Origin of the sequence: Xanthomonas sacchari (genome assembly GCF_024266585.1) — a bacterium.
GTDB lineage: Bacteria > Pseudomonadota > Gammaproteobacteria > Xanthomonadales > Xanthomonadaceae > Xanthomonas_A > Xanthomonas_A sacchari_C.
The window spans coordinates 1,369,275-1,390,691 of the sequence record NZ_CP100647.1; the positions used below are offsets into that span (position 1 = coordinate 1,369,275).

Annotated in this window: 17 protein-coding genes; 14 read left to right on the top strand and 3 right to left on the bottom strand. The window is 70.7% G+C overall.

Features of this window, described 5'->3' with window-relative positions; genetic code table 11:
* Window positions 1–1,037: 1,037 nt before the first annotated feature.
* From mpl to NKJ47_RS05565, 3 genes are all read left to right on the top strand, one after another.
* Window positions 1,038–2,477: a UDP-N-acetylmuramate:L-alanyl-gamma-D-glutamyl-meso-diaminopimelate ligase gene (mpl, locus tag NKJ47_RS05555; protein WP_254460516.1), complete on the top strand. Its 1,440-nt coding sequence runs from the start codon at window positions 1,038–1,040 to the stop codon at window positions 2,475–2,477.
* 31 nt (window positions 2,478–2,508) lie between these two features.
* On the top strand, window positions 2,509–3,090 hold the full coding sequence (locus NKJ47_RS05560) for an LON peptidase substrate-binding domain-containing protein (RefSeq protein ID WP_254460517.1): 582 nt from the start codon (window positions 2,509–2,511) through the stop codon (window positions 3,088–3,090).
* 286 nt (window positions 3,091–3,376) lie between these two features.
* On the top strand, window positions 3,377–3,850 hold the full coding sequence (locus NKJ47_RS05565; RefSeq protein ID WP_254460518.1) for a protease inhibitor I42 family protein: 474 nt from the start codon (window positions 3,377–3,379) through the stop codon (window positions 3,848–3,850).
* 58 nt (window positions 3,851–3,908) lie between these two features.
* Here the strand turns inward: NKJ47_RS05565 and NKJ47_RS05570 are convergent, their stop codons facing one another.
* Together NKJ47_RS05570 and NKJ47_RS05575 are read right to left on the bottom strand one after the other, a co-directional pair.
* Window positions 3,909–5,921: a bifunctional DedA family/phosphatase PAP2 family protein gene (locus tag NKJ47_RS05570; protein WP_254460519.1), complete on the bottom strand. Its 2,013-nt coding sequence runs from the start codon at window positions 5,919–5,921 to the stop codon at window positions 3,909–3,911.
* A 335-nt stretch (window positions 5,922–6,256) separates the two neighbouring features.
* Complete coding sequence (locus NKJ47_RS05575; protein ID WP_254460520.1) at window positions 6,257–7,651, bottom strand: GntP family permease; 1,395 nt, start codon at window positions 7,649–7,651, stop codon at window positions 6,257–6,259.
* A 280-nt stretch (window positions 7,652–7,931) separates the two neighbouring features.
* Here NKJ47_RS05575 and NKJ47_RS05580 point away from each other — a divergent pair, with 280 nt between their 5' ends.
* The 5 genes from NKJ47_RS05580 to NKJ47_RS05600 all read left to right on the top strand — a co-directional run bounded on the left by NKJ47_RS05580 (window position 7,932) and on the right by NKJ47_RS05600 (window position 12,802).
* Entirely contained in the window at window positions 7,932–8,594 is a 663-nt protein-coding gene (locus NKJ47_RS05580) for a serine/threonine-protein kinase (RefSeq protein WP_254460521.1), read from the top strand.
* 140 nt (window positions 8,595–8,734) lie between these two features.
* A complete protein-coding gene (locus NKJ47_RS05585; protein ID WP_254460522.1) occupies window positions 8,735–9,550 on the top strand; it encodes an SDR family oxidoreductase in 816 nt (271 codons plus the stop codon).
* Window positions 9,551–9,743: 193 nt separating this feature from the next.
* A complete protein-coding gene (locus NKJ47_RS05590; RefSeq protein WP_254460523.1) occupies window positions 9,744–10,904 on the top strand; it encodes an ROK family transcriptional regulator in 1,161 nt (386 codons plus the stop codon).
* 115 nt (window positions 10,905–11,019) lie between these two features.
* Complete coding sequence (locus NKJ47_RS05595) at window positions 11,020–11,442, top strand: VOC family protein (RefSeq protein ID WP_254460524.1); 423 nt, start codon at window positions 11,020–11,022, stop codon at window positions 11,440–11,442.
* A gap of 127 nt (window positions 11,443–11,569) precedes the next feature.
* Window positions 11,570–12,802, top strand: a complete 1,233-nt coding sequence (locus NKJ47_RS05600; RefSeq protein ID WP_254460525.1) for an acetylornithine transaminase — start codon at window positions 11,570–11,572, stop codon at window positions 12,800–12,802.
* A gap of 366 nt (window positions 12,803–13,168) precedes the next feature.
* On the opposite strand, the gene NKJ47_RS05605 is transcribed toward NKJ47_RS05600, so the two are convergent.
* A complete protein-coding gene (locus tag NKJ47_RS05605; protein ID WP_343237535.1) occupies window positions 13,169–13,786 on the bottom strand; it encodes an HAD-IA family hydrolase in 618 nt (205 codons plus the stop codon).
* Window positions 13,787–14,074: 288 nt separating this feature from the next.
* Between NKJ47_RS05605 and NKJ47_RS05610 the strand changes: the two genes are divergently transcribed.
* From NKJ47_RS05610 to azu, 6 genes are all read left to right on the top strand, one after another.
* The gene (locus NKJ47_RS05610) at window positions 14,075–16,771 is read left to right on the top strand and encodes a TonB-dependent receptor plug domain-containing protein (protein ID WP_254460527.1); all 2,697 of its coding nucleotides are present in this window, start codon (window positions 14,075–14,077) and stop codon (window positions 16,769–16,771) included.
* 209 nt (window positions 16,772–16,980) lie between these two features.
* The gene (locus NKJ47_RS05615; protein ID WP_254461351.1) at window positions 16,981–18,555 is read left to right on the top strand and encodes an NAD(P)/FAD-dependent oxidoreductase; all 1,575 of its coding nucleotides are present in this window, start codon (window positions 16,981–16,983) and stop codon (window positions 18,553–18,555) included.
* A complete protein-coding gene (locus NKJ47_RS05620) occupies window positions 18,552–18,977 on the top strand; it encodes a c-type cytochrome (protein ID WP_254460528.1) in 426 nt (141 codons plus the stop codon). The genes NKJ47_RS05615 and NKJ47_RS05620 overlap by 4 nt, the downstream gene beginning before the upstream one ends.
* 43 nt (window positions 18,978–19,020) lie before the next feature.
* A complete protein-coding gene (locus tag NKJ47_RS05625) occupies window positions 19,021–19,530 on the top strand; it encodes a RidA family protein (protein ID WP_254460529.1) in 510 nt (169 codons plus the stop codon).
* Between the two features lie 32 nt (window positions 19,531–19,562).
* Window positions 19,563–20,750 (top strand): pyridoxal phosphate-dependent aminotransferase, encoded by a 1,188-nt coding sequence (locus NKJ47_RS05630; RefSeq protein WP_254460530.1) that lies wholly within the window; start codon window positions 19,563–19,565, stop codon window positions 20,748–20,750.
* A 169-nt stretch (window positions 20,751–20,919) separates the two neighbouring features.
* A complete protein-coding gene (azu, locus tag NKJ47_RS05635) occupies window positions 20,920–21,360 on the top strand; it encodes an azurin (protein WP_429002521.1) in 441 nt (146 codons plus the stop codon).
* Window positions 21,361–21,417 lie beyond the last annotated feature (57 nt).

Here is a 21,417-nt window from a genome sequence, read left to right on the forward strand (position 1 = left end):
CGGGCGCCGGATGTGCAGACGGCGGGCTCCCCCGACTGTTTGCATCTCCGGTCACGACGCAAGCGCTCCCCTTCTCCCGTAGGAGCGGCTTCCGCCGCGACGGGCATTCCCGGTAAAGCCCGTCGCGGCGGAAGCCGCTCCCGCAAGTGGGCATCGCATCAGCGGATGGGTCATGCGCAGGGAGCCCTGTGGGAGGGACTTCAGTCCCGACGCGACGACAGGCGGCTGCCGCAATGCGGAGTGATCGTCTCAGGGGCCGGCGAGGCCATCGCATCGCGCGTCGCGGCTGAAGCCGCTCCCACAAGTGGGTGCCTCGCCAGCGGATGCGTCATGCACAGGCAAGCATTGTGGGAGGGACTGCAGTCCCGACGCGACGACAGGCGGCTGCCGCAATGCGGGGTGATCGTCTCAGGGGCCGGCGAGGCCATCGCATCGCGCGTCGCGGCGGAAGCCGCTTCCACAAGTGGGTGCCTCGCCAGCGGATGCGTCATGCACAGGCAAGCATTGTGGGAAGGACTTCAGTCCCGACGCGACGACAGCCGGCTGCCGCAATGCGGGGGCGATCGTCTCAGGGGCCGGCGAGGCCATTGCATCGCGCGTCGCGGCTGAAGCCGTTCCTGCGAGGGCAACGACGTGTCCCGTTGCGCTGAGGCAACGCGAGGAATTGGAGCTGTTCCGCTGTCGGCCGGGGGTGCAGCGCGAGCGCCAGCCGTGGGCGCGCATCCGGCTTGCCACGCAGGGCCGGGATCGGGAAAAGAGGGTGCCAGCGAACGGGCTTGCTCAGGGCCCCACGACATGAGCTCCCTCGGGAATGGTCTCTTGGGGAGTAGAACCACAGGGTGTCGAGGCTGGCCCGTTCATTTTCGGCGTCGGCTCCCGACTTGCCTATCGGGGACTTCCCTCAGCCGATGTGGGGGATTTCCTGCTTGACCGCGCGGCGGCAAGGCGACCCCGCATCGGCCGCGCGCGGCCTGCCACCGCCAAGGGCCGGTGCCACGCCGGTTTGCGTGGGTCGGGGGATCGGCGACAATCGGCCCATGAGCAAGATCCATATTCTCGGCATCGCCGGTACGTTCATGGGCGGTGTCGCCGCGCTGGCGCGCGAGCTCGGCCATGCGGTCGAGGGCAGCGACCAGGCGATCTACCCGCCGATGTCCACGCAACTGGAGCGCCTGGGCATCGCGCTGAAGCAGGGCTATCTGCCCGAGCACATCGCCGCGGACTGCGACCAGGTGATCGTCGGCAACGCGCTGTCGCGCGGCAACGCCGCGGTGGAGGCGGTGCTCGACGCCGGGCGCGCCTACACCTCCGGCGCGCAATGGCTGAGCGAGCAGGTGCTGCCGGGCCGCGACACCCTGGCAGTGGCCGGCACTCACGGCAAGACCACCACCACCAGCATCCTGACCTGGCTGCTGCAGGCGGCCGGCCGCGAACCGGGTTTCCTGATCGGCGGCGTGGCCGAGGACTTCGGCGTGTCGGCGCGGCTGGGGCGGCCGGTGGCCGAACCCGCATCCGGCGCTGCGCGCCACCTTCTCCCGGGAGAAGAAGAAAATCGGGGGCCGGACCTGGCGGAGCGGCCACTGTTCGTCGTCGAGGCCGACGAGTACGACACCGCGTTCTTCGACAAGCGCAGCAAGTTCGTGCACTACCGGCCACTGGTGGCGATCCTCAACAACCTCGAGTACGACCATGCCGACATCTTCCCCGACGTCGCCGCGATCCAGCGCCAGTTCCACCATCTGGTGCGGACCGTGCCGCGCCGCGGCCGGCTGATCGTCAACGGCGAGGACGCGCACCTGCGCGAGGTGCTGGCGATGGGCTGCTGGACCCCGGTGGAGCGCTTCGGCTTCGATCCGGCCTTCGACTGGAGCGCGCGCCTGCTCGCCGCCGACGGCAGCCGCTTCGCGGTACTGCATTGCGGGTACGAGCTGGGCGAGGTGGAATGGCCGCTGCTCGGCCGGCACAACGTGATGAACGCGCTGGCCGCGCTGGCCGCGGCGCATGCGGTGGGCGTGGCGCCGGCGCAGGTGATGCCGGCGCTGGCGCGCTTCCGCAGCGTCAAGCGGCGCCTGGAAGTGCTCGGCCAGGCGCAGGGCATCACCGTGTACGACGACTTCGCCCATCATCCCACCGCCATCCGCACCACCCTGGAGGGCCTGCGCGCCAAGGTCGGTGCGGCGCGCATCGTGGTGGCGATGGAGCCGCGCAGCAATTCGATGCGATTGGGCGCGCATGCCGAGGCGCTGGCGCCGTCGCTGGACGCCGCCGACGCGGTGGTGTTCCTGCAGCGGCCGGAACTGGCCTGGGACGCCGGCAAGGTGATCGCCGCGGTGCGCGGCGAGGCCTGTGCGGCGGCCGACGTGGATGCATTGCTGGCGGCGCTGCAGGCGCAGGCGCGCGCCGGCGACCATGTGGTGTTCATGTCCAACGGCGGTTTCGACGGCGCACCGCGGCGCTTCCTGGCAGCGCTGCAATGACGCCGCAGCGGCGGCGCCGCGAGGCCGGCGCGTGAGCGCGCAGCGGACCACGCTGCCGCTGTTCCCGCTGCACGCGGTGCTGTTGCCCGGCGCCTCGATCAAGCTGCGGGTGTTCGAGCGCCGCTATCTGGACCTGGTCCGCGAATGCGGGCGCACCGACAGCGGCTTCGGCGTCTGCCTGATCCTGGACGGTAGCGAGACCGGCGCCCCGGCGGTGCCGGCGGCGTTCGGCACCGAGGCGCGCATCGTCGATTTCGATGTCGGCGCCGATGGCGTGCTGGTGCTGAGCCTGCGCGGCGCGCGCCGTTTCCACGTGCTGCGCAGCCGGGTCCGCGACAACGGCCTGGTGGTCGGCGACGTGGAATGGCGCGAGGCCGACGGCGACGACGAACTGCGTCCGCAGCACGCGCTGTTGGCGACCGTGCTGGACAGCATCCTCGACCAGGCTGCCGCGGTGTATCCGGTGGATGGCCCGCGCCAGCTCGACCAGGCCGCCTGGGTCGGCTGGCGCCTGGCCGAACTGCTGCCGCTGGACGAGCGGCAGCGCCTGTCGCTGCTGCAGGACGACGATCCGCATACGCGGCTGGATCAGTTGCTGGCCTGGATTCCCTGAGCGAGGCGGGCGAGGGCGGCTCCGCGCGCCGTCCTGGTCCGCGCGCGGAGCACGGCCTTGCCGGCATCGGCGCAGGGCCGAACACCCTGACCACGGCGCGCCGCCCTCGCGCGGCAGCGCCCCACGGCGGGCCACACGCGCGCAGCGTTCCCGCACACGGCATTCAGCGCGCCGCTAGCAGGCGCAGGCGACGCTTGGCGGCGATCGGTGGCCGAACTCGGCTGCCGGTAACGGCATACCGCCCTGGCGGCCTGACGTCCCATCCACGCACGATCGAGGACTTTGTATGAGGCATTCCTTCCTGCTGTTGTTGATGCTGTCCGCCGGCGCCGCCGCCAGCCTGCCGGCCATCGCCGCCGAGCCGCCCGGCAACGCCGCCGCGGCCAAGGCCGACTGCGCGCGCGGCGCCATCGCCCTGGTCAACGGCAACGCCGATCAACTGTCGCCGAAGACCTGCCTGGCGCCGGGGATGAAGCCGTTCCCGCTGCAGCGCGGCCAGATGTTCGCGATCACGCTTTCCGAGAACGGCTCGACCGGCAGTGCCTGGGCATTGCGTACCCTGCCTGCGCCGCTGTCGCTGCTCGACATCGAGCATGCGCCGGGCACGAACTGCGCATCGGGGCAGATGGGCTGTCCCAGCACCATCACCTACACCTTCAAGGCAGTCGGCCAGGGCAGCGGCGCGATCGATCTGGTCTACGCCCGGCACTGGGAAGATCACGCCACCGATTCGCGCTCGATCCAGGTCACGGTGAAGTAGCCGGCGCGCGCAGCCGCCCAACCGTGCGGACGACCGCGGTCCGCACGGGCAAGGCGACTCAGGGCGACGGCGGCGTCTGCCCGTCGCTGCGCACCAGCAGCACCGGGATCTCGCTGCGGCGGTGCATGTCCCTGCGCGTGGGCAGCGCGTGCAGCGCCCCGGTCACCGCGTTGAGCGCCGGATCGGCGCCGCGCAGCGGCCGCCACAGCCCGATCAGGTTGAAATGGCGTTCGTAGCGCAGGCTCTGCGCGCTGCCCAGCCACAGCGGCACATTGCCTGGCTCTAGACGTGCCGGCGCCGGCCACAGGCGCAGCGCGTACAGCTCGTCCGGATTCGGGCCGGGGCGCAGCATCAGCAGCGACTCCACCCGCGTGTCCAGCGTCGCCGGCAGCACCGGCACCTGCGCCGGCGTGGCCTTGTAGTCGAGCAACTGCAGTGCCTGCTGCCAGCCGGCCTGCGGCTGCACGCGCCAGCCGGCCGCTTCGAGTTGGCGCTGCAGCGGCGCCAGCGGTCCGGCCACCTGGATGTCCAGCGGCCAGCGCTGGTCGTCGTCGAACTCGTTGCGCCGCGACGGCAATTGCCGCCAGTCGTGCTGCCACCAGGCCGCATCCGACAGGTGCGTCAGTTGCGGCGGCGGCGGTTCGAACTTGGCCAGCTTGCGTTCCAGCTGGCGCGGCGCGTACCACAGCGCGGCGATCGCGAAGCCGCCGTAGAACAGCCAGGCCAGCGGCTTCATCCAGAACCCGCGGTTGAAACGGCGGCGGTAGGCGATGCCCAGCACCAGCAGCCAGAAGATGCCGAACAGCATGCCGCCGACCACGTCGCTGAGCCAGTGCGCGCCCAGGTACAGGCGGGCGAAGCCGATCAGGGTCACCACCGCTCCCGACAGCAGGTACGGCCACACCCGCGAGCGCCCCGGCAGTTCGCGCGCGATCAGCACCGCGAAGAAACCGAAGCTGATGGTGGCCATGGTCACCGCCACCGAGGGGAAGCCGAAACCGCTGCTGGCCGCCGGCGGCCGCACCACGTGCACGGTGGTGCCGAGCAGCTTGGTCAGGGCCAGGCCGAACGCCAGCGCCGCCAGCCAGTGCGCCGCGGCCATCCAGCGCCGGCGCCACGCCAGGTACAGCAGGCCCAGCGCGGTCGGCGGCAGCAGCACCTGCCAGTCGCCGAGCGAGGCCAGTGCGGTCATCGGGTAGTCGGCCAGCGGGTTGCGCAGGGCCAGCATCAGGTCGTGCACCGCCAGGTCCAGACGCAGCGGCTCGCCATGCGCCACCACCACCATCAGCAGCGCGAACCAGCCCCAGCCCAGCGCCAGCAGCATCACCGCCAGCATCGCCAGCGGCACCGATTCGCGCCGGTGCGGATCGAACACCGCGATCGAGTAGCGGCCCAGCACCGGATGCCGGCGCGACCAGTCCAGCGCGCGCGCCAGCAGCGCGTCCATGTGCCCGGCCGACCAGCGGTAGCCGTACAGCACGATCGCCCACACCAGGCCCAGCGCCAGCGCCAGCAGGCCCAGCACCAGGAACAGGCGGCCGGCGACCGCGGCGACCGCGTCGTAGGCCTGGCCCAGCAGCCAGCCCGGCCCCAGGAACAGCAGCGCCCAGGTCACCGCGGCCACGCTGCTGGGCAGCAGGTAGCGCCGCAGCGGCATCTTCATCATGCCGGCCACCGCCGGCACGAACGGCCGGATGGCGCCGACATAGCGCGCCACCAGGATGCTCTTGAAGGCATTGCGGCGGAACATCGCCTCGCCGCGGTCGAGCAACTGCGGGTAGCGCTTGAACGGCCAGTAGTTGCGCAACTGGTGGCCCCAGCGGTAACCGACCCAGTAGCTGAGCGCATCGCCGATCAGCGCGCCGAGCGCGGCGCTGATCACGGCGTACGGGCCGGAGATCTGGCCCAGGCCGATCAGCACGCCGATCGCGAACAGCAACGGCAGCGCCGGCACCAGGGTGCCGAGGATGATGACCGCATCGCAGAACGCGATGGCGAAGATGACCACGCCGGCAAGGACGGGGTGTGCTGCGATCCACTCCAGCGTGGCATCGGTCCATGAGGCATTCATCGGGCGATTATAGAGGGCGCGGCGTGGCGTTCCTGCTGCAGCCGCGGCGATCGCCGCCCTCGCGGCTGCGCCGTTCAGATCCTCGGCCGCGACATCAGCGGCCGCTGCCGGCCGACGGGCGTAACCGAACTGCGTTGCCGACGCCGCGATTCCGGCGCCGCGCGGCGCCGGTCATCGTGCATCGGCGCCGTGGCGCGACACGACGCGCCACGCACGCGTGTGTCATCGCCGCGAGCGCCTGGGGGTGCGGCCTCCGTTCACGCCGGGGACGACGTGAACGGCCACCGCACGACCGTGCGGGACCGGCCGCATCCCCACCAACATCGCCTGCAACCTCAGCCCAGCCGCGGCAACAGGTTCAGCAGCAACACCATGCCCAGGCCGACCAGCGCCACGATGGACTGCACCACCGAGATGGTCTTGGTGGCCTCGCCCATGCTCATGCCGAAGGATTCCTTCACCAGCCAGAAGCCGGCATGGTTGGCATAGTTGAAGAACAGCGAGCCGCAGCCGATCGACAGGGCCAGCAGCGGCAGGTTGAGGCTGGGCTCGGCGGCGCCGAGCGGCGCGAGCAATCCTGCGGCGCCCACCACGCCGACCGTGGCCGAGCCGGTGGAGACCGACAGCAGCATCGAGATCAGCCAGCCCAGCAACAGCGGCGACAGCGCCAGCTGCTGGCTCAGGCGCACGATCGCGTCGCCGACGTGGGCATCGGTGAGCACCTGCTGGAAGGCGCCGCCGCCGGCGATGATGAGCAGCACGCCGGCGATGGGTTTGACGCTGTCGCCCAGGGTCTTGCGCAGCGCCGCCGGCTCGCCCGGCCGCAGCACCAGCATGGCCAACAGCACGCCGAGCAGCATCGCGACGATGGGATGTCCGACGAAGGCGGCCACGTGCAGGGCCGGCGCGTCCTTGCGCAGCACCACCTCCGCCACGGCGTGGCACAGCATCAGCAGCGCCGGCGCCAGCGCGACCAGCAGGCCGCGGCCGAGTCCTGGCAGCGGTTGCGCGGGAGCGGCTGCGGCGGCGTCCGCGTCGTCGGCCGCGGCGTACTGCGCGAGCATCGCCGCGTCCGGCCGCGCCTGCAGGCGCGGCGCGATGAATCTGCCGTACAGCGGCCCGGCCAGGACGATGGCCGGGATCGCCGCGATGAAGCCGTAGAGCATGGTGGCGCCCACGCTGGTCTGCAGCGTGGCGATGGCGGTGAGCGGACCGGGGTGCGGCGGCACCATGCCGTGCATTGCCGCCAGCGCGGCGATGACCGGCACGCCGACGTAGGCGTAGGCCGAGCCGTCGCGGTAACCGCGCGCCTCCAGCTTGCGGGCCACGCCGAAGATCAGCGGCAGCAGGATCACCAGCCCCACCTCGAAGAACATGGGAATGCCGACGACGAAGGCGACGCAGGCCATCGCCCACGGCAGCGCCCGCGGCGAGGCCCGGCGCAGCAGGGCGTTGGCCAGCGCGTCGGTGACCCCGGCCTGGGCCAGCACCTTGCCCAGCATCGCGCCCAGCGCCACGACCAGCCCGACCGCGCCGAGCGTCTTGCCCGCGCCGTTGGCGACGGCATGCACCAGCGCGTCCAGCGGCATGCCGACGGCCAGTCCGGTGGCCAGCGACACCAGCAGCAGCGCCAGCAACGGATGCAGCTTGGGCCGGGCCACGATCAGCAGCACCAGGGCGAGGACGCTGAACAGCGCCACGGAAAGCAGATAGAGGTCGGTGGAGTGCATGAAAAGGAGCGCGTTGCCGTCAGTGCCGGAGGCCAAGCTTAGCGTGCCGGTGCGCGGCGGCCGTGCCGTGACCGCGGGGCGGGGCGGAACGCGTTGCATCGCGCGTCCGTGCGCGTGGAGAGAGGAAGGAGGGATTGGTGAGGGCGTCTGCTGCGGTTGCCCGCCCTGTCGGGCGCTGACGGGGAATCGGTGCCGGTGCGATCGTGCGTGGCCGCGGCGCGCGGTAGCGTCGCGACGATGGAACGGCGAGGGCACCTGGCGTTGCGCTTACACTTCCGCGATGCCTGTCGCCCCCTCCCGTCCCGTGCAGATCCTCAAGTCCGACAGCTTCGGCCGCATCCTGTTGCTGGGCGAAGGCGAGGCGCGCCTGGTCCGCCGCGACCTCACCGCCTCGCCGTGGTGGCTGCGGCTGCCGGCGTGGTGGCTGGCGCGGCGCGAGGCCCTCGCCCTGCGGCACCTGGACGGCATGGCGGCGACGCCGCAATTGCGCGGCTGGGACGGCACCTTCCTGGATCGCAGCTACCTGGACGGCGCGGCGATGTACCAGCGGCCGCCGCGCGGCGACCTGGCCTATTTCCGCGCCGCGCGGCGCCTGCTGCAGCAGGTGCACCGGCGCGGGGTGGCGCACAACGACCTGGCCAAGGAGGCGAACTGGCTGGTGCTGGCGGACGGCAGCCCGGCGCTGATCGATTTCCAGCTCGCCGTGCGCGGCGCACCGCGCTCGCGCTGGATGCGCCTGCTGGCGCGCGAGGACCTGCGCCACCTGCTCAAGCACAAGCGCATGTACTGCGCGCACGCCCTGACCCCGGTCGAACGGCGCCTGCTCAAGCGTCATTCCTGGGTGCGTGAACTGTGGTTCGCCAGCGGCAAGCCGGTGTACCGCTTCGTGACCCGGCGCCTGCTCAAGTGGGAGGACAACGAGGGGCAGGGGCCGAAGCCCTGAACGGCCGGGAGTGGGGAATGGAGAATGGGGAATGGAAAAAGCGGAGCGCGTGTGCGTCTGGTCTGACGGGCGCGCGGCGAGAAGGCGTTAAGCTTTTCCCATTCCCGATTCCCGATTCCCGATTCTCCATTCCCACTCCAATGACCCTCAAAGGCAAAACCCTCTTCATCACCGGCGCCTCGCGCGGCATCGGGCTGGCGATCGCGCTGCGGGCGGCGCGCGATGGCGCCAATGTGGCGATCGCGGCGAAGTCGGCGGTGCCCAATCCCAAGCTGCCGGGCACCATCCACAGCGCGGCGGCGGCGGTGGAGGCGGCCGGTGGGCGCGCGCTGGCGCTCAAGTGCGATATCCGCGAAGAGGAACAGGTGCATGCGGCGGTGGCGGCGACGGTCGCGGCCTTCGGTGGCATCGACATCCTGGTCAACAACGCCAGCGCGATCTGGCTGCGCGGTGCGCTGGAGACGCCGATGAAGCGCTTCGACCTGATGCAGCAGGTCAACGCGCGCGGCAGCTTCCTGTGCGCGCAGGCCTGCCTGCCGCATCTGCTGCGCAGCGCCAATCCGCACATCCTGACCCTGGCGCCGCCGCCGTCGCTGGACCCGAAGTGGTGGGCGCCGCATACCGGCTACACTCTGGCGAAGATGGGCATGAGCCTGGTCACCCTGGGCCTGGCCGGCGAGTTCGGCCCGCAGGGCGTGGCGGTCAATGCGCTGTGGCCGCGCACGCTGATCGCCACCGAGGCGCTGAACATGATCCCCGGCGTCGATGCCGGCAACGGCCGCCGCCCGGAGATCATGGCCGACGCCGCGCACGCCGTGCTGACCCGGCCGGCCGCCGGGTTCTACGGCCAGTTCCTGATCGACGACGCGGTGCTGGCGGAGGCCGGCGTCCACGATCTGTCCGGTTATGCGCAGGACCCGTCGCAGCCGTTGCTGCCGGACCTGTTTCTGGATTGATGCCCGGCGTTGCCGGGTACGCCGCGGTCACGCGGTTCGGACGCGGGAGGCGTCGATTGGGTGGTCGCAACGCGCCGCGCCGCATGCGAGCGCCGCGCTGCAAAAACGCGTTGTTCCACCCGATCGCGGTCGGTGCCGCAATGGCGGAGTGCGGCGCGGCTATGCTGCCGGGGTCTTCATGCCACCGCCGCCCATGCCCGCTCCTGTCGCCGTCGCCCTGCCGCGTGTTCCCGCGTCCCGCCATGCCATCCATGCCGATCTCAGCGATAACGAGCGCCACCTGCTCGATCGCCTGCGCCTGGCCGGTACCGCCACCCGCGCCGATCTCAGCCGCAGCACCGGGCTGACCGTGCAGTCGGCGGTGCGCCTGGTGGACGCACTGGCCGAGCGCGGCCTGGTCGCGATCGGCGCGTCGCTGGCGCATGCCGGCCGCGGCAAGCCGGGGGCGGGCATCGCGCTCAATCCCGGCTACGGCCACACCGTCGGCTACGCGATCGCGACCGATGCGCTGTCGCTGGCGCTGCTGGACTTCAGCGGCCAGATCCGCGCCACCGCCGAGCATGCGCTGCGCTCGACCGAGCCGGCCGCGCTGCTGGCGCAGTTGCGCGAGGCCGATGCGGCGCTGACCGCGGCGGCCGGCGCCGGGCTCGGTCCGCGCCTGGGCGCGGGCGTGGCGATGACCGGCTTCTTCGTCGAGGATGGCGTGCACATGAACCCGCCCGAGCCGCTGCGCGCGCTGGGCGAGCTGTCGATCGGCGACTGGCTGGCCGAGGCGCTGGCGCTGCCGGTGTGGGTGGACAACGACGGCACGGTGGCGGCGGCGGGCGAGAGCCTGCTCGGCATCGGCCGCCAGTACCGCGATTTCGCCTATCTGCACTTCAACTACGGCCTGGGCGGCGGCGTGGTGATCGACGGTGCCTGCCTGCGCGGGGCGCACGGCAACGCCGGCGAGTTCGCCGGCATGCTGCCGCAGCAGGGGCTGGAGCGCGGCACATTGGAGCTGTTGCGGCAACTGCTGGCCGAGGACGGCATCGCGCTGCCCGACATCCGCGCGCTGTTGGCGGCCTACGATCCGGCGTGGCCGGCGATCGAGCGCTGGATCGCGCGGGTGGCACCGGGCCTGTCGCTGATCGTGTCGGCGATCGTGGCGATCTTCGATCCGCCGGCGGTGGTGTTCGGCGGGCGCATGCCGCGCGAGCTGGCGACGCGGCTGATTCCGCGCGTGCGCATCGACAATCAGCCGCGCCGCGGCCAGGCGCGGCCGTTGCCGTTGCTGCTGCCGGCCGCCGCCACCGCCGATGCCAGCGCGGTGGGCGCGGCGGCGCTGCCGCTGAAGGCCTGCTATTTCCGCTGAACCGGTCCCGCCACGGCGTCGCCGTGCCTGCACGCCGGCAGCGCTACCCTGTGCGCCCTCTGCGCGCGCCATCGCGGCATGGCGCCCCCCATCCCCCACCCTCGGAGCTGTCACGATGAAATACCTGCACGCCATGATCCGCGTCCACGACCTGGAGAAGACCAGCACGTTCTTCACCGAGGGCCTGGGCCTGCACGAGACCCGCCGCGTCGAGAACGAAGCCGGCAAGTTCACCCTGGTGTACTTCGGCGCCCCCGAGAACCCGGAGGCCGAAGTCGAGCTGACCTACAACTGGGGCTCGGACGAGGACTACGGCAGCGCCCGCAACTTCGGTCACCTGGCCTTCGAGGTCGACGACATCTACGCCCTCTGCGCGCACCTGCAGTCGCTCGGCGTGACCATCAACCGTCCGCCGCGCGACGGGCGCATGGCCTTCGTGCGCAGCCCCGACCTGATCTCGATCGAGCTGCTGCAGAAGGGCGGGGCGCTGGCGCCGGCCGAGCCGTGGGCGTCGATGCCGAACACCGGCGTCTGGTAAACGCGGCCAGCGCCCCCGCTGTGCCGTCCGCCGCGCGCGAGGTGCTGCCGGTGGCGCCGTCGCCGACCGCCGCGCCTGCCGCGGCGGTCTCTATAATCGGTGCTTTCTCCACCGCAGGATTCCCTCGATGACCGCTTCTTCCGCCGCGGAGCTGATCGCCCTCGGTCAACGCTACAGCCTGCCGATCTACCGTCCGCGCCAACTGGTGCTGGAGCGCGGCCAGGGCGCCCGGGTCTGGGACAGCGAGGGACGCGACTACATCGACCTGTCCGCCGGCATCGCCGTGTGCGGGCTCGGCCACCAGGATCCGGACCTGCAGGCGGCGCTGCTCGAACAGGCCGGCAAGCTGTGGCACACCAGCAACGTGTTCTACAGCGAGCCGCCGCTGCGCCTGGTCGAGGAACTGGTGGTGGCCTCGCGCTTCGCGCACAGAGCCTTCCTGTGCAACTCCGGCGCCGAGGCCAACGAGGCGGCGATCAAGCTGGTGCGCAAGTGGGCCAGCGCCCAGGGCCGTCCGCCGCAGCGGCGGGTGATCGTCACCTTCCGCGGCAGTTTCCATGGCCGTACCCTGGCCGCGGTGACCGCCACCGCGCAGCCCAAGTACCAGGAGGGCTACGAGCCGCTGCCCGGCGGTTTCCGCTACGTCGACTTCAACGACATCGTGCAGCTGGAAACGGCGATGGCCGCCGGCGACGTGGCCGCGGTGATGCTGGAGCCGGTGCAGGGCGAGGGTGGGGTGATGCCGGCGGCGCCGGGCTTCCTGGCGCAGGTGCGGGCGCTGTGCGACCACCACGGCGCGCTGCTGGTGCTGGACGAGATCCAGTGCGGCATGGGCCGCACCGGCACCCTGTTCGCGCACTGGCAGGACCAGGTCACGCCGGACATCGTGACCCTGGCCAAGGCGCTGGGCGGCGGCTTCCCGATTGGCGCGCTGCTGGCCGGCCCGAAGGTCGCCGAGACCATGCAGTTCGGCGCGCACGGCACCACCTTCGGCGGCAACCCGCTGGCCGCGGCGGTGGCGCGGGTGGCGCTGCGCAAGCTGGCCTCGACGACGATCGCCGCCAACGTGTCGCGGCAGGCGGCGGCGCTGCGTACGGGCCTGGCGGCGCTCGACGAGGAATTCAGGCTGTTCTCGCAGGTGCGCGGGCGCGGATTGATGCTGGGTGCGGTCTTGAACCCGGCGCATGCGGGGCAGGCCGCGGCGATCCTCGACCACGCCGCCGCGCACGGGGTGCTGACCTTGCAGGCCGGGCCGGACGTGCTGCGTTTCGTGCCGTCGCTGAACATCACCGACCAGGAGCTGGCCGAGGGCTTGCAGCGGTTGCATGCGGCGCTGCGGGAGTACGTCGGCACGCGTTGAGTCGATCGGCGCGCGCGGCAGTCGGCAGGTCGTGCGGCAACGACGATGCCGCACGGGTTGCGTGCGTGAGCGCGATCGGCCTTCGGCTGCCGGGAAGCGGTTTTTTGCCTGCGCAACGCCAGGCGCAGAAGCACTCCCGGACGTCATGCCCGCGCTACGCGCGGGTCGCGGGCAGGATGGGAATTCTCGGCAGGCGCATCCATGCGCCTGCCGACACGAGGCGCTGACTGCGCGCCGCCGCTGCGGGGCGTGATCCGACCCGCGCGCCGTGCCGCGCGGGCGACAGCCACCCCCATCAACAACACGCGTGCGCAATCGCCGGTCGCTGCGGCAGTGGCCGCTGTTCCGCGCGCGTGGCCTCGGTGCCTATGCCAGGCCGTGCCGTGCCAGCGCGCGGCGCACCGCGCGCGCACCGCTGGCTGTTTCCGCGCGCATGCCGATGGCGCGGGCGCCGCGCACGTTGACGAACAGGTCGTCGAGGAACAGCGCGTGCCGCGGGGCGACGCCGAAGTGGTCGAGCGCACGCCGATAGACCTCGGCCTGCGGCTTGCGCCCGCCCAGCGTGCCGCTGCACAGCACCCGGCCCTGCAGCAACGGAAACAGCGCCGGCACGATCTGCGCGATCGCCTGGGCCATCAGCGCGCCGTTGTTGGTCAGAACGCCGATGTCGATGCTGCCGGCCAGTGCCAGGACGCGCTCGACCACGCCGGGATCGCCGCGGCTGGCGACGACGCGCGCGGCGATCCAGTCGGCCTCGCGCAGCTGCCTGCCCAGGCCCTGCCCGAGCCGTTGCAGGTAGTCGGTGGTGGCGATCTCGCCGCCGTCGTAGGCGGTTTCCAGTCCGGACGCGAACAGCACCTGCCGCACCTGTGCCGGTTCGCAGCCGCACTGCTCGGCCAGGCAGGCGATACGCGCCGCGCGGGTATACCCGGCCAGCACGCCGTCGAAATCGAGCAGCAGCAGGCGCGGGCGCGGCTGGGTCAACGCGGCCATGGCGCGGGCGGCGGTACGCAAGGGCGGTACTGGGGCATGCGACGGGTCGTAGGTGGGGGCACCCGAGATTAACCCAGTCCCCGCCGCGGCGAACGCGGCTACCCGCGCGGTGCCGCCGGTCGCGCGCGGCCCACCCGCATGCGGCCCACCTACCCCTCGACTGCGGCCGCTCGCCGCACCTCCCTGGCTATGGTTCCTTCGCGCCGCGTTCACGGCGTCGCCGGTCGGGGGACAGGTGCGTTTCCACGCGATATCCACGTCATCCAGGGGGTCTTGGGCATGAGCAAGCGATTGAAGACGCATCGTCTGGCGGAGTCGGTGCGCAGGGGGCTGGGGAACGCCGGGCATCGCCACGGAACCGCCACGCTGGCGCTGTTGCTGGCCGCCACGCAGGCGCTGCCGGCGCTGGCCGAACAAGGGGACGACCAGGCCACGACGCTGGATGCGATCACGGTCATTTCGACCGGCACGCGCAAGGCCAACATGGCGGTGACCGACAGCCCGGCGCCGATCCAGCTGGTCAGCGCGCAGATGCTCAAGCAGTCGGCCGCGCCGGACCTGATCAACGCCATCGCCAACCAGGTGCCGTCCTACAACGCCAACCAGACCGGCAACGACATGGCCAGCCAGACGCTCACCGCCAGTCTGCGCAACCTCTCGCCCAACCACACGCTGGTGCTGGTCAACGGCAAGCGCCGCCACATCACCTCCAACGTCAACACCACCACCGGCGCGGCGTCGGCGGACCTGTCGTTCATCCCGGCCGCGGCCATCGACCACGTGGAAGTGCTGACCGACGGCGCCGCGGCGCTGTACGGCTCGGACGCGATCGCCGGCGTCATCAACATCATCCTGAAGAAGAACCACGAAGGCGGCGAGGTGGATGCCGGCTACGCCGGCTACAAGGACGGTGGCGGCGGCACCGATTCGTGGGGCGGCAACATCGGCTTCGGCAGCGACGCGGCGTACTTCAGCCTCAGCGCCGAGGTCGAGAACCGCAAGACCGTGTACCGGCTCGGCTCCTACAGCTACGCCGACTGCGTGGCCAACTACGCCGACTGCTCGGCGGTCAATCCGAGCATGGCCGAGTTCCTCGCCGACGACGTGCGCGGCATGACCCTCAACCCGCGCTTTCCCAACGTCAACGCCTGGCTCAATCCGCCGGAAGTGCACCGCAAAGTGCTGTTCTTCAACTCCGGCGCGGTGCTCAGCGACACGCTCGAGTTCTACGCGTTCGGCAGCTTCGGCAAGAAGACCGCGCAGTCGGAGGAGAATTACCGGCGTCCCAGCCAGGACGGCGGCTATGTCGATCCGGCGACCGGTGCGGTCAGCCACAAGTACCCGCTGGGCTTCAATCCGTCCGAGGCCTCCGACGAGGTCGACTACGAGCTCACTGCCGGCCTGAAGGGCGTGCTGGCCGACTGGTCCTGGGATTTCTCCAGCAGCTACGGCAAGAACAAGATGGACGTGTACACGCTGAACTCGATGAACTTCAGCCTGTGGCAGGAGGACGGCTACTCGCCCGAGGATTTCTACGACGGCAGCTTCTGGGCCAGCCAGTGGACCACCAACCTCAACGCCACCCACGATTTCGAGGTCGGCCTGTCGCAGCCGCTGACCTTCAACGCCGGCATCGAATACCGCCGCGACCGCTACGGCATCGATGCGGGCGATCCGACCTCGTACTACGGCGCCGGCGCGTCTTCCTTCCCCGGCTACAACCCGTTGTTCAACACCGGCTCCTACAGCCGCCACAGCTACGCCGCCTATGCCGACGTGGTGTTCAACCCGACCGAGAAGTGGCTGCTGGACGTGGCCGGACGCTACGAAAACTACAGCGACTTCGGCAGCAAGGTGGTCGGCAAGCTGACCACCCGCTTCGACATCAGCGACACGTTCGCGGTGCGCGCCACCGCCAGCACCGGCTTCCGTGCGCCGACCCTGCAGGAAGGCTACTACTCGGCGGTGCAGGTCGGCCCGACCAGCGCCACCCCGACGCTGCAGCCCAACAGCGCGGCCGCCGCCGCGCTGGGCTTCGGCAGCCTGAAGCCGGAGACCAGCACCAACTACAGCCTGGGCTTCGTGTTCCGGCCGATGTCCAACTTCGACAGCACGCTCGACTTCTACCGCATCACCATCTCCGATCGCATCGGTGTGGGGACCTTCGAATACTCCCGCGCCGGCGAGCCGGGCGACACCAACGGCGACGGCGTCCCCGACGCGACCTACAACACCGCGCTGGGCCAGGCCCTGGTCGACTTCGGCTACCTGGGCGGCATCGATCCGTCCGCGCCGGGCGGCTCGCTCGACGCCACCGCGCGCCAGAACATCTCCGTGGCGATCTTCAACAATTCGCTCAAGACCCGCAGCAGTGGCGTGGACTGGGTGACCAACTACGTCAGCGAGTTCGACTGGGGCTCGATCGACTGGATCCTGGCGGCCAACTACAACAAGACCGAGGTGCTCGACGCCAAGCCGGCACCGCAGGTGCTCGGCGGCGCCACCATGTACAGCGCGGCGACGCTGATCAACCTGGAGAAGAACGCGCCGCAGTACCGGGTCAACCTCGGCGCCACCTTCAACATCGGCAAGTTCAGCCTGCGCGTGACCGAGGCGATCTACGGGCCGCAGTACCAGTTGGTCACGCCGTACGACGACTGGAACGGCGAGATCTTCCCGGCCAGCGTGCTGAGCAAGCTCGACGTGGTCGACGTCAACGGCGCGCCGTACTACAAACAGGAGATCGGCACGCTGGCGCTGACCAACGTCGAGCTGACCTACCGGCCCACCGATCGGCTCACGGTCAGCATCGGCGCCGACAACGTGTTCAACAAGTACCCGGACAAGATCCCGGCGGCGGCCTACAACTACCTCGAGAAGAACTACCTGAGCTACTACAACTCGCCGTACCTGACCGGCAGCCCGATCGGTTACTTCGGCGCGCGCTACTACGCCAAGCTCACCTACCGCTTCTGACCGCCATGGCGCGCAAGCCCCTCTCCCCCCGGGGGAGGGGTTGGGGGTAAGGGGCCGGCCGCCGCCGCACCCCCACCCACCACCCGCGCACCTACCCGCCCCATCGCGGCCTACCCGCCACCTCCGATCCGCGCCGCCGCCGCGACGGCTATGGTCGATCCGCCATCCGCGAGACGATGTCCACGATGCACGCAGCCCCCAAGGGAGCCATGACCCGCCGCCAGTTGCTCGCCAGGATCGGCCTGGCCGGCGGTGGCGCGATGATGTACCAGGCGATGCACAGCCTGGGCCTGGCCGCCGAATCGCGCTTCACCGGCGTGCCGCGGCTGGACGGCGACGCCAGGGGCGCCTCGGTGCTGGTGCTCGGCGCCGGCCTGGCCGGCATGACCGCGGCCTACGAACTGCGCAAGGCCGGCTACCGCGTGCAGGTGCTCGAGTACAACGCGCGCCCTGGCGGCCGCAACTGGACGCTGCGCGGCGGCGACCGCTACACCGAACTGGGTGGCTTCACGCAGCAGTGCGGGTTCGACGAGGGCATGTACCTCAACCCGGGGCCGTGGCGCATCCCGCACCACCACAAGGCGGTGCTGTCCTATTGCAAGCAGTTCGGGGTGGCGCTGGAGCCGTTCGTGCAGGTCAACTTCAACGCGCTGCTGCACAGCCGCACCGGTTTCGGCGGCAGGCCACAGCGCTTCCGCGACATCGACGCCGACTACAAGGGGCACGTGGCCGAACTGCTGGCCAAGAGCACCAAGCAGGGCGCGCTGGACGCGCAACTGCAGCGCGAGGACCAGGAGATCCTGCTCGAGTCGCTGCGCAACTGGGGCGCGCTGGACAAGGACTTCGGCTACGTCAAGGGCCGCGAGAGCAGCGAGCGCCGCGGCTTCGCCAAATATCCCGGCGGCGGCCTGTCCGGCAAGCCGGAATTCTCCGAACCGTTCACCACCGAGGACATCCTGCGCTCGCGGCTGTGGGCCACGCTGGCCGCAGGCAACAACTACGAGATGCAGACCGCGATGTTCCAGCCGGTCGGCGGCATGGACCAGATCGGCAAGGCCTTCGCGCGCCAGCTCGGCGATGCGATCCGCTACAACGCGCGGGTCACCCGCATCGACCAGGACGCGCACGGGGTCAGCGTCGCCTACCAGGACGCGGACGGCAGCGAACAGCTGGCCAAGGCCGACTGGTGCGTGTGCACGATCCCGCTGTCGATCCTCAGCCGCATCCCGATCGCGGTGGGCGAGAAGATGGCCGCGGCGATCGGCCAGGTGCCGTATGCGGCCTCGGTCAAGGTCGGGCTGCAGTTCAAGCGCCGCTTCTGGGAAGAGGACGAGGCGATCTACGGCGGCATCAGCTACACCGACCTGCCGATCACCCTGATCAGCTATCCGAGCACCGGCTTCCAGAGCGCCGGCAAGGGCGTGCTGCTGGGCGCCTACGTGTGGGGGCTGGAGGCGTTCGAGTTCACCTCGATGACGCCGGCGCAGCGCGTGGCCAAGGCGGTGGAGTACGGTACGCAGCTGCATCCGCAGTACCCGCGCGAATTCGACAACGGCATCGCCGTGGGCTGGCACCGGGTGCCGTTCACCCACGGCTGCTTCGGCATGTGGAGCGATGCCGCGCGCGCCGAGCACTACGAGAACCTGTGCCAGATCGACGGCCGCATCGCCCTGGCCGGCGAGCACGCCTCCTACATCCCGGCCTGGCAGGAAGGCGCCATCACCTCGGCACTGGACGCGATCGAGCGCCTGCATCGTCGCGTGGTCAACGGAGCTAGCGCATGAAGCCGGATCGTTCCTGGATGCTCGCCGCGGCGATCGCCGCCGCGCTGGTCGCGCTGATGCTGCCGCCGATCGGCCCGGCCGCGGCGCAGAGTTCCGACGCCACCCCGCTGTATCCGCAGGCCGAGTTCACCACCACCTCGGGTGCCACCGTGTACGCGGCGATCTGCCAGGGCTGCCACATGCCTGACGGGCAGGGCGCGCGCGGCGGCGGCGAGTATCCGGCGCTGGCCGGCAATCCCAAGGTGGCCGCCGCGCCCTACGTGGCGATGATGGTGCTCGACGGCCACGGCGGCATGCCCGGCTTCGCCGACACGCTCAACGACCGCCAGGTCGCCGAGGTGGTGCACTACGTGCGCAGCCAGTTCGGCAACGACTATCCCGGCCGGCTCAGCGCCGAGGACGTGCACGCGCTGCGGCACTGAGCCGGCGCCGCCCCTTCCCCGTTCCGATCGCAAGGAGTTCCGCATGCGTCATCGTGTCGTTTCCCGTTCGCTCCGTGCCGGCCTGTGCGCCGCGCTGTGGCTGCCCGCGCTGGCCGGCGCCGCCGAGATCGTGCGGCACAAGATTCCCAACAGCGATTTCCCGATCTCCGCGGCGGTGGAGGTCCCGGCCGGCAAGACCACGGTCTATCTGAGCGGCGCAGTGCCGCGGCCGCTCGATCCGAATGCGCCGAAGGACACGCCCGCCACCTACGGCGACACCAAGGCACAGACGGTCAGCGTGCTGTCGCAGATCAAGGCGCAGCTGGAAGGCATGGGCCTGGGCATGCGCGACGTGGTCAAGATGCAGGCGTTCCTGGTCGGCGACCCGGCGCTGGGCGGGAAGATGGATTTCGCCGGCTTCATGGAGGGCTACCGGCAGTTCTTCGGCACGCCCGAGCAGCCCAACCTGCCGGCGCGCTCGGCGTTCCAGATCGCCGCGTTGGGCAATCCGCTGTATCGCATCGAGATCGAAGTGGTCGCGGTGCGTCCGTAATTCCTTCGCCACGTTCTTGCCAGGAGTCCCGCATGCAGCAGTCGTCGCCTTCGCGCCGCAGGTTCCTCCAGCAATCGGCGCTGGTCGCCGCAGCCGGCCTCGGCACGCCGTGGCTGGCGCAGGCCGCCCCCGCCGCGGCGCAGGCGGCCGGCACCGCGCTGGCGCCGGTGCTGATCAACGCCAACGAATATCCCGGTGGTCCCTCGCCGGCGGCGCAGCGCGCGATCGCCGCGATCGCGTCCAGCGGCGGCCGCTACCTCGGCGAACTGCAGCTCGAGTTGCTGCAGACCCTCGCCACCCAGCTCGGCGTGGGCTTGGACCACCTGATGGCCTACGCCGGCTCCACCGAGCCGCTGGACTACGCCATGCTGGCGTTCACTTCGCCCGGCGCCTCGCTGGTCACCGCCGATCCCACCTACGAATCCGGCTGGCGCGCCGCCGCGCGCAACGGCGCCAAGGTGATCAAGGTGCCGCTGCGCAAGGACGACGCGCACGATGTGCAGGCGATGTGCGCCGCCGACGCCCAGGCCGGGGTGATCTACATCTGCAATCCGAACAATCCCACCGGCTCGGTGACCCCGCGCAAGGACCTGGAGTACGCGCTGGCGCACAAGCCCAAGGGCAGCGTGCTGGTGGTCGACGAGGCGTACCTGCATTTCTCCGACAGCGCCAGCAGCATGGTCGATCGCGTCGCCGCCGGCGACGACGTGATCGTGCTGCGCACCTTCTCCAAACTCTATGGCATGGCCGGCATCCGCCTGGGCTACGCGGTGGCGCGACCCGAGCTGCTGGCCAAGCTCCAGTTCTACAGCATCAACAGCCTGCCGGTGACCGCGGTCGCCGCGGGCCTGGCCAGCCTGCGCGATCCGGCGCTGGTGCCGCAGCGGCGCGCGCTCAACAGCGCCATCCGCAGCGACGTGGTGCGCTGGCTCGACACGCAGGGATACGCCTGCACCGCCTCGGAGAGCAACTGCTTCATGGTCGACGTGAAGCGCCCGGCGAAGGAGTTCATGGATGCGATGGCGACCTATGGCGTGTTCGTCGGCCGCAGTTGGACGCTGTGGCCGGAGCGCTCGCGCATCACCGTCGGCACCGCGGCGGAGATGGCGCGGTTCAAGCAGGCGTTCGCGCAGGTGGCCGCGGGCAAGCGCGGGCCGCTGCCGGTGCCGGCGCCGCTGGCGTCGCACGATCCGCTGCATGGATTCTTCCGCAACGCCTAACCGCTGCGCGTGCGCTGCATGCCGCGACGCGCGTGCGCCTGCCGTTGACAAGCGTTCGCGCGAAGGCAGACAGTCGTGGCGCTGCCGCTGCACGCGCAGCGCGTGGCGGCGCACTCGACGTCGCTGCGCCGTTCCCATCGTCAAGGAGCCTTTCTTGAAAGCAACCTCGCTGTCCCCTTTGCTGGTCCTCGCCGCGCTCGCGTTCGTGCCGGCGGCCTGGGCCAAGACCTGCGCGGTGACCATCACCGGCACCGACCAGATGTCCTTCGACCAGGCCCAGATCAAGGTCGCCGCCGACTGCACCGAGGTGGCGCTGACGCTCAAGCACAGCGGCAAGCTCGCCGCGGCGGTGATGGGCCACAACTGGGTGCTGACCAAGACCGCCGATTTCCAGGCCGTGGCCAATGCCGGCGTCAGTAGCAGCCTGGCCGACAGCTACCTGCCCAAGAACGATGCGCGGGTCATCGCGCACACCAAGGTGATCGGCGCCGGGCAGTCGGACACGATCACCTTCTCCACCGCCAAGCTCGCCAAGGGCGGCGACTACACCTTCTTCTGCTCGTTCCCGGGGCACTGGACGATGATGAAGGGCAAGTTCGTGTTCGGCTGAGGCGCCACGCGCGCAGGTCGCGACCGCAGTCATCGCGCTGCGGCGTTTCGCGCGCAG

Excerpts from the sequence above, each read along its gene's own strand:
- NKJ47_RS05630 (WP_254460530.1), top strand. The coding sequence starts at position 19,563 with ATGCAGCAGTCGTCGCCTTCGCGCCGCAGGTTCCTCCAGCAATCGGCG.
- NKJ47_RS05620 (WP_254460528.1), top strand. The coding sequence starts at position 18,552 with ATGAAGCCGGATCGTTCCTGGATGCTCGCCGCGGCGATCGCCGCCGCG.
- NKJ47_RS05580 (WP_254460521.1), top strand. The coding sequence starts at position 7,932 with ATGCCTGTCGCCCCCTCCCGTCCCGTGCAGATCCTCAAGTCCGACAGC.
- NKJ47_RS05590 (WP_254460523.1), top strand. The coding sequence starts at position 9,744 with ATGCCCGCTCCTGTCGCCGTCGCCCTGCCGCGTGTTCCCGCGTCCCGC.
- NKJ47_RS05625 (WP_254460529.1), top strand. The coding sequence starts at position 19,021 with ATGCGTCATCGTGTCGTTTCCCGTTCGCTCCGTGCCGGCCTGTGCGCC.
- NKJ47_RS05610 (WP_254460527.1), top strand. The coding sequence starts at position 14,075 with ATGAGCAAGCGATTGAAGACGCATCGTCTGGCGGAGTCGGTGCGCAGG.
- NKJ47_RS05565 (WP_254460518.1), top strand. The coding sequence starts at position 3,377 with ATGAGGCATTCCTTCCTGCTGTTGTTGATGCTGTCCGCCGGCGCCGCC.
- NKJ47_RS05595 (WP_254460524.1), top strand. The coding sequence starts at position 11,020 with ATGAAATACCTGCACGCCATGATCCGCGTCCACGACCTGGAGAAGACC.
- NKJ47_RS05600 (WP_254460525.1), top strand. The coding sequence starts at position 11,570 with ATGACCGCTTCTTCCGCCGCGGAGCTGATCGCCCTCGGTCAACGCTAC.
- NKJ47_RS05615 (WP_254461351.1), top strand. The coding sequence starts at position 16,981 with ATGACCCGCCGCCAGTTGCTCGCCAGGATCGGCCTGGCCGGCGGTGGC.
- NKJ47_RS05575 (WP_254460520.1), bottom strand. The coding sequence starts at position 7,651 with ATGCACTCCACCGACCTCTATCTGCTTTCCGTGGCGCTGTTCAGCGTC.
- NKJ47_RS05570 (WP_254460519.1), bottom strand. The coding sequence starts at position 5,921 with ATGAATGCCTCATGGACCGATGCCACGCTGGAGTGGATCGCAGCACAC.
- NKJ47_RS05585 (WP_254460522.1), top strand. The coding sequence starts at position 8,735 with ATGACCCTCAAAGGCAAAACCCTCTTCATCACCGGCGCCTCGCGCGGC.
- mpl (WP_254460516.1), top strand. The coding sequence starts at position 1,038 with ATGAGCAAGATCCATATTCTCGGCATCGCCGGTACGTTCATGGGCGGT.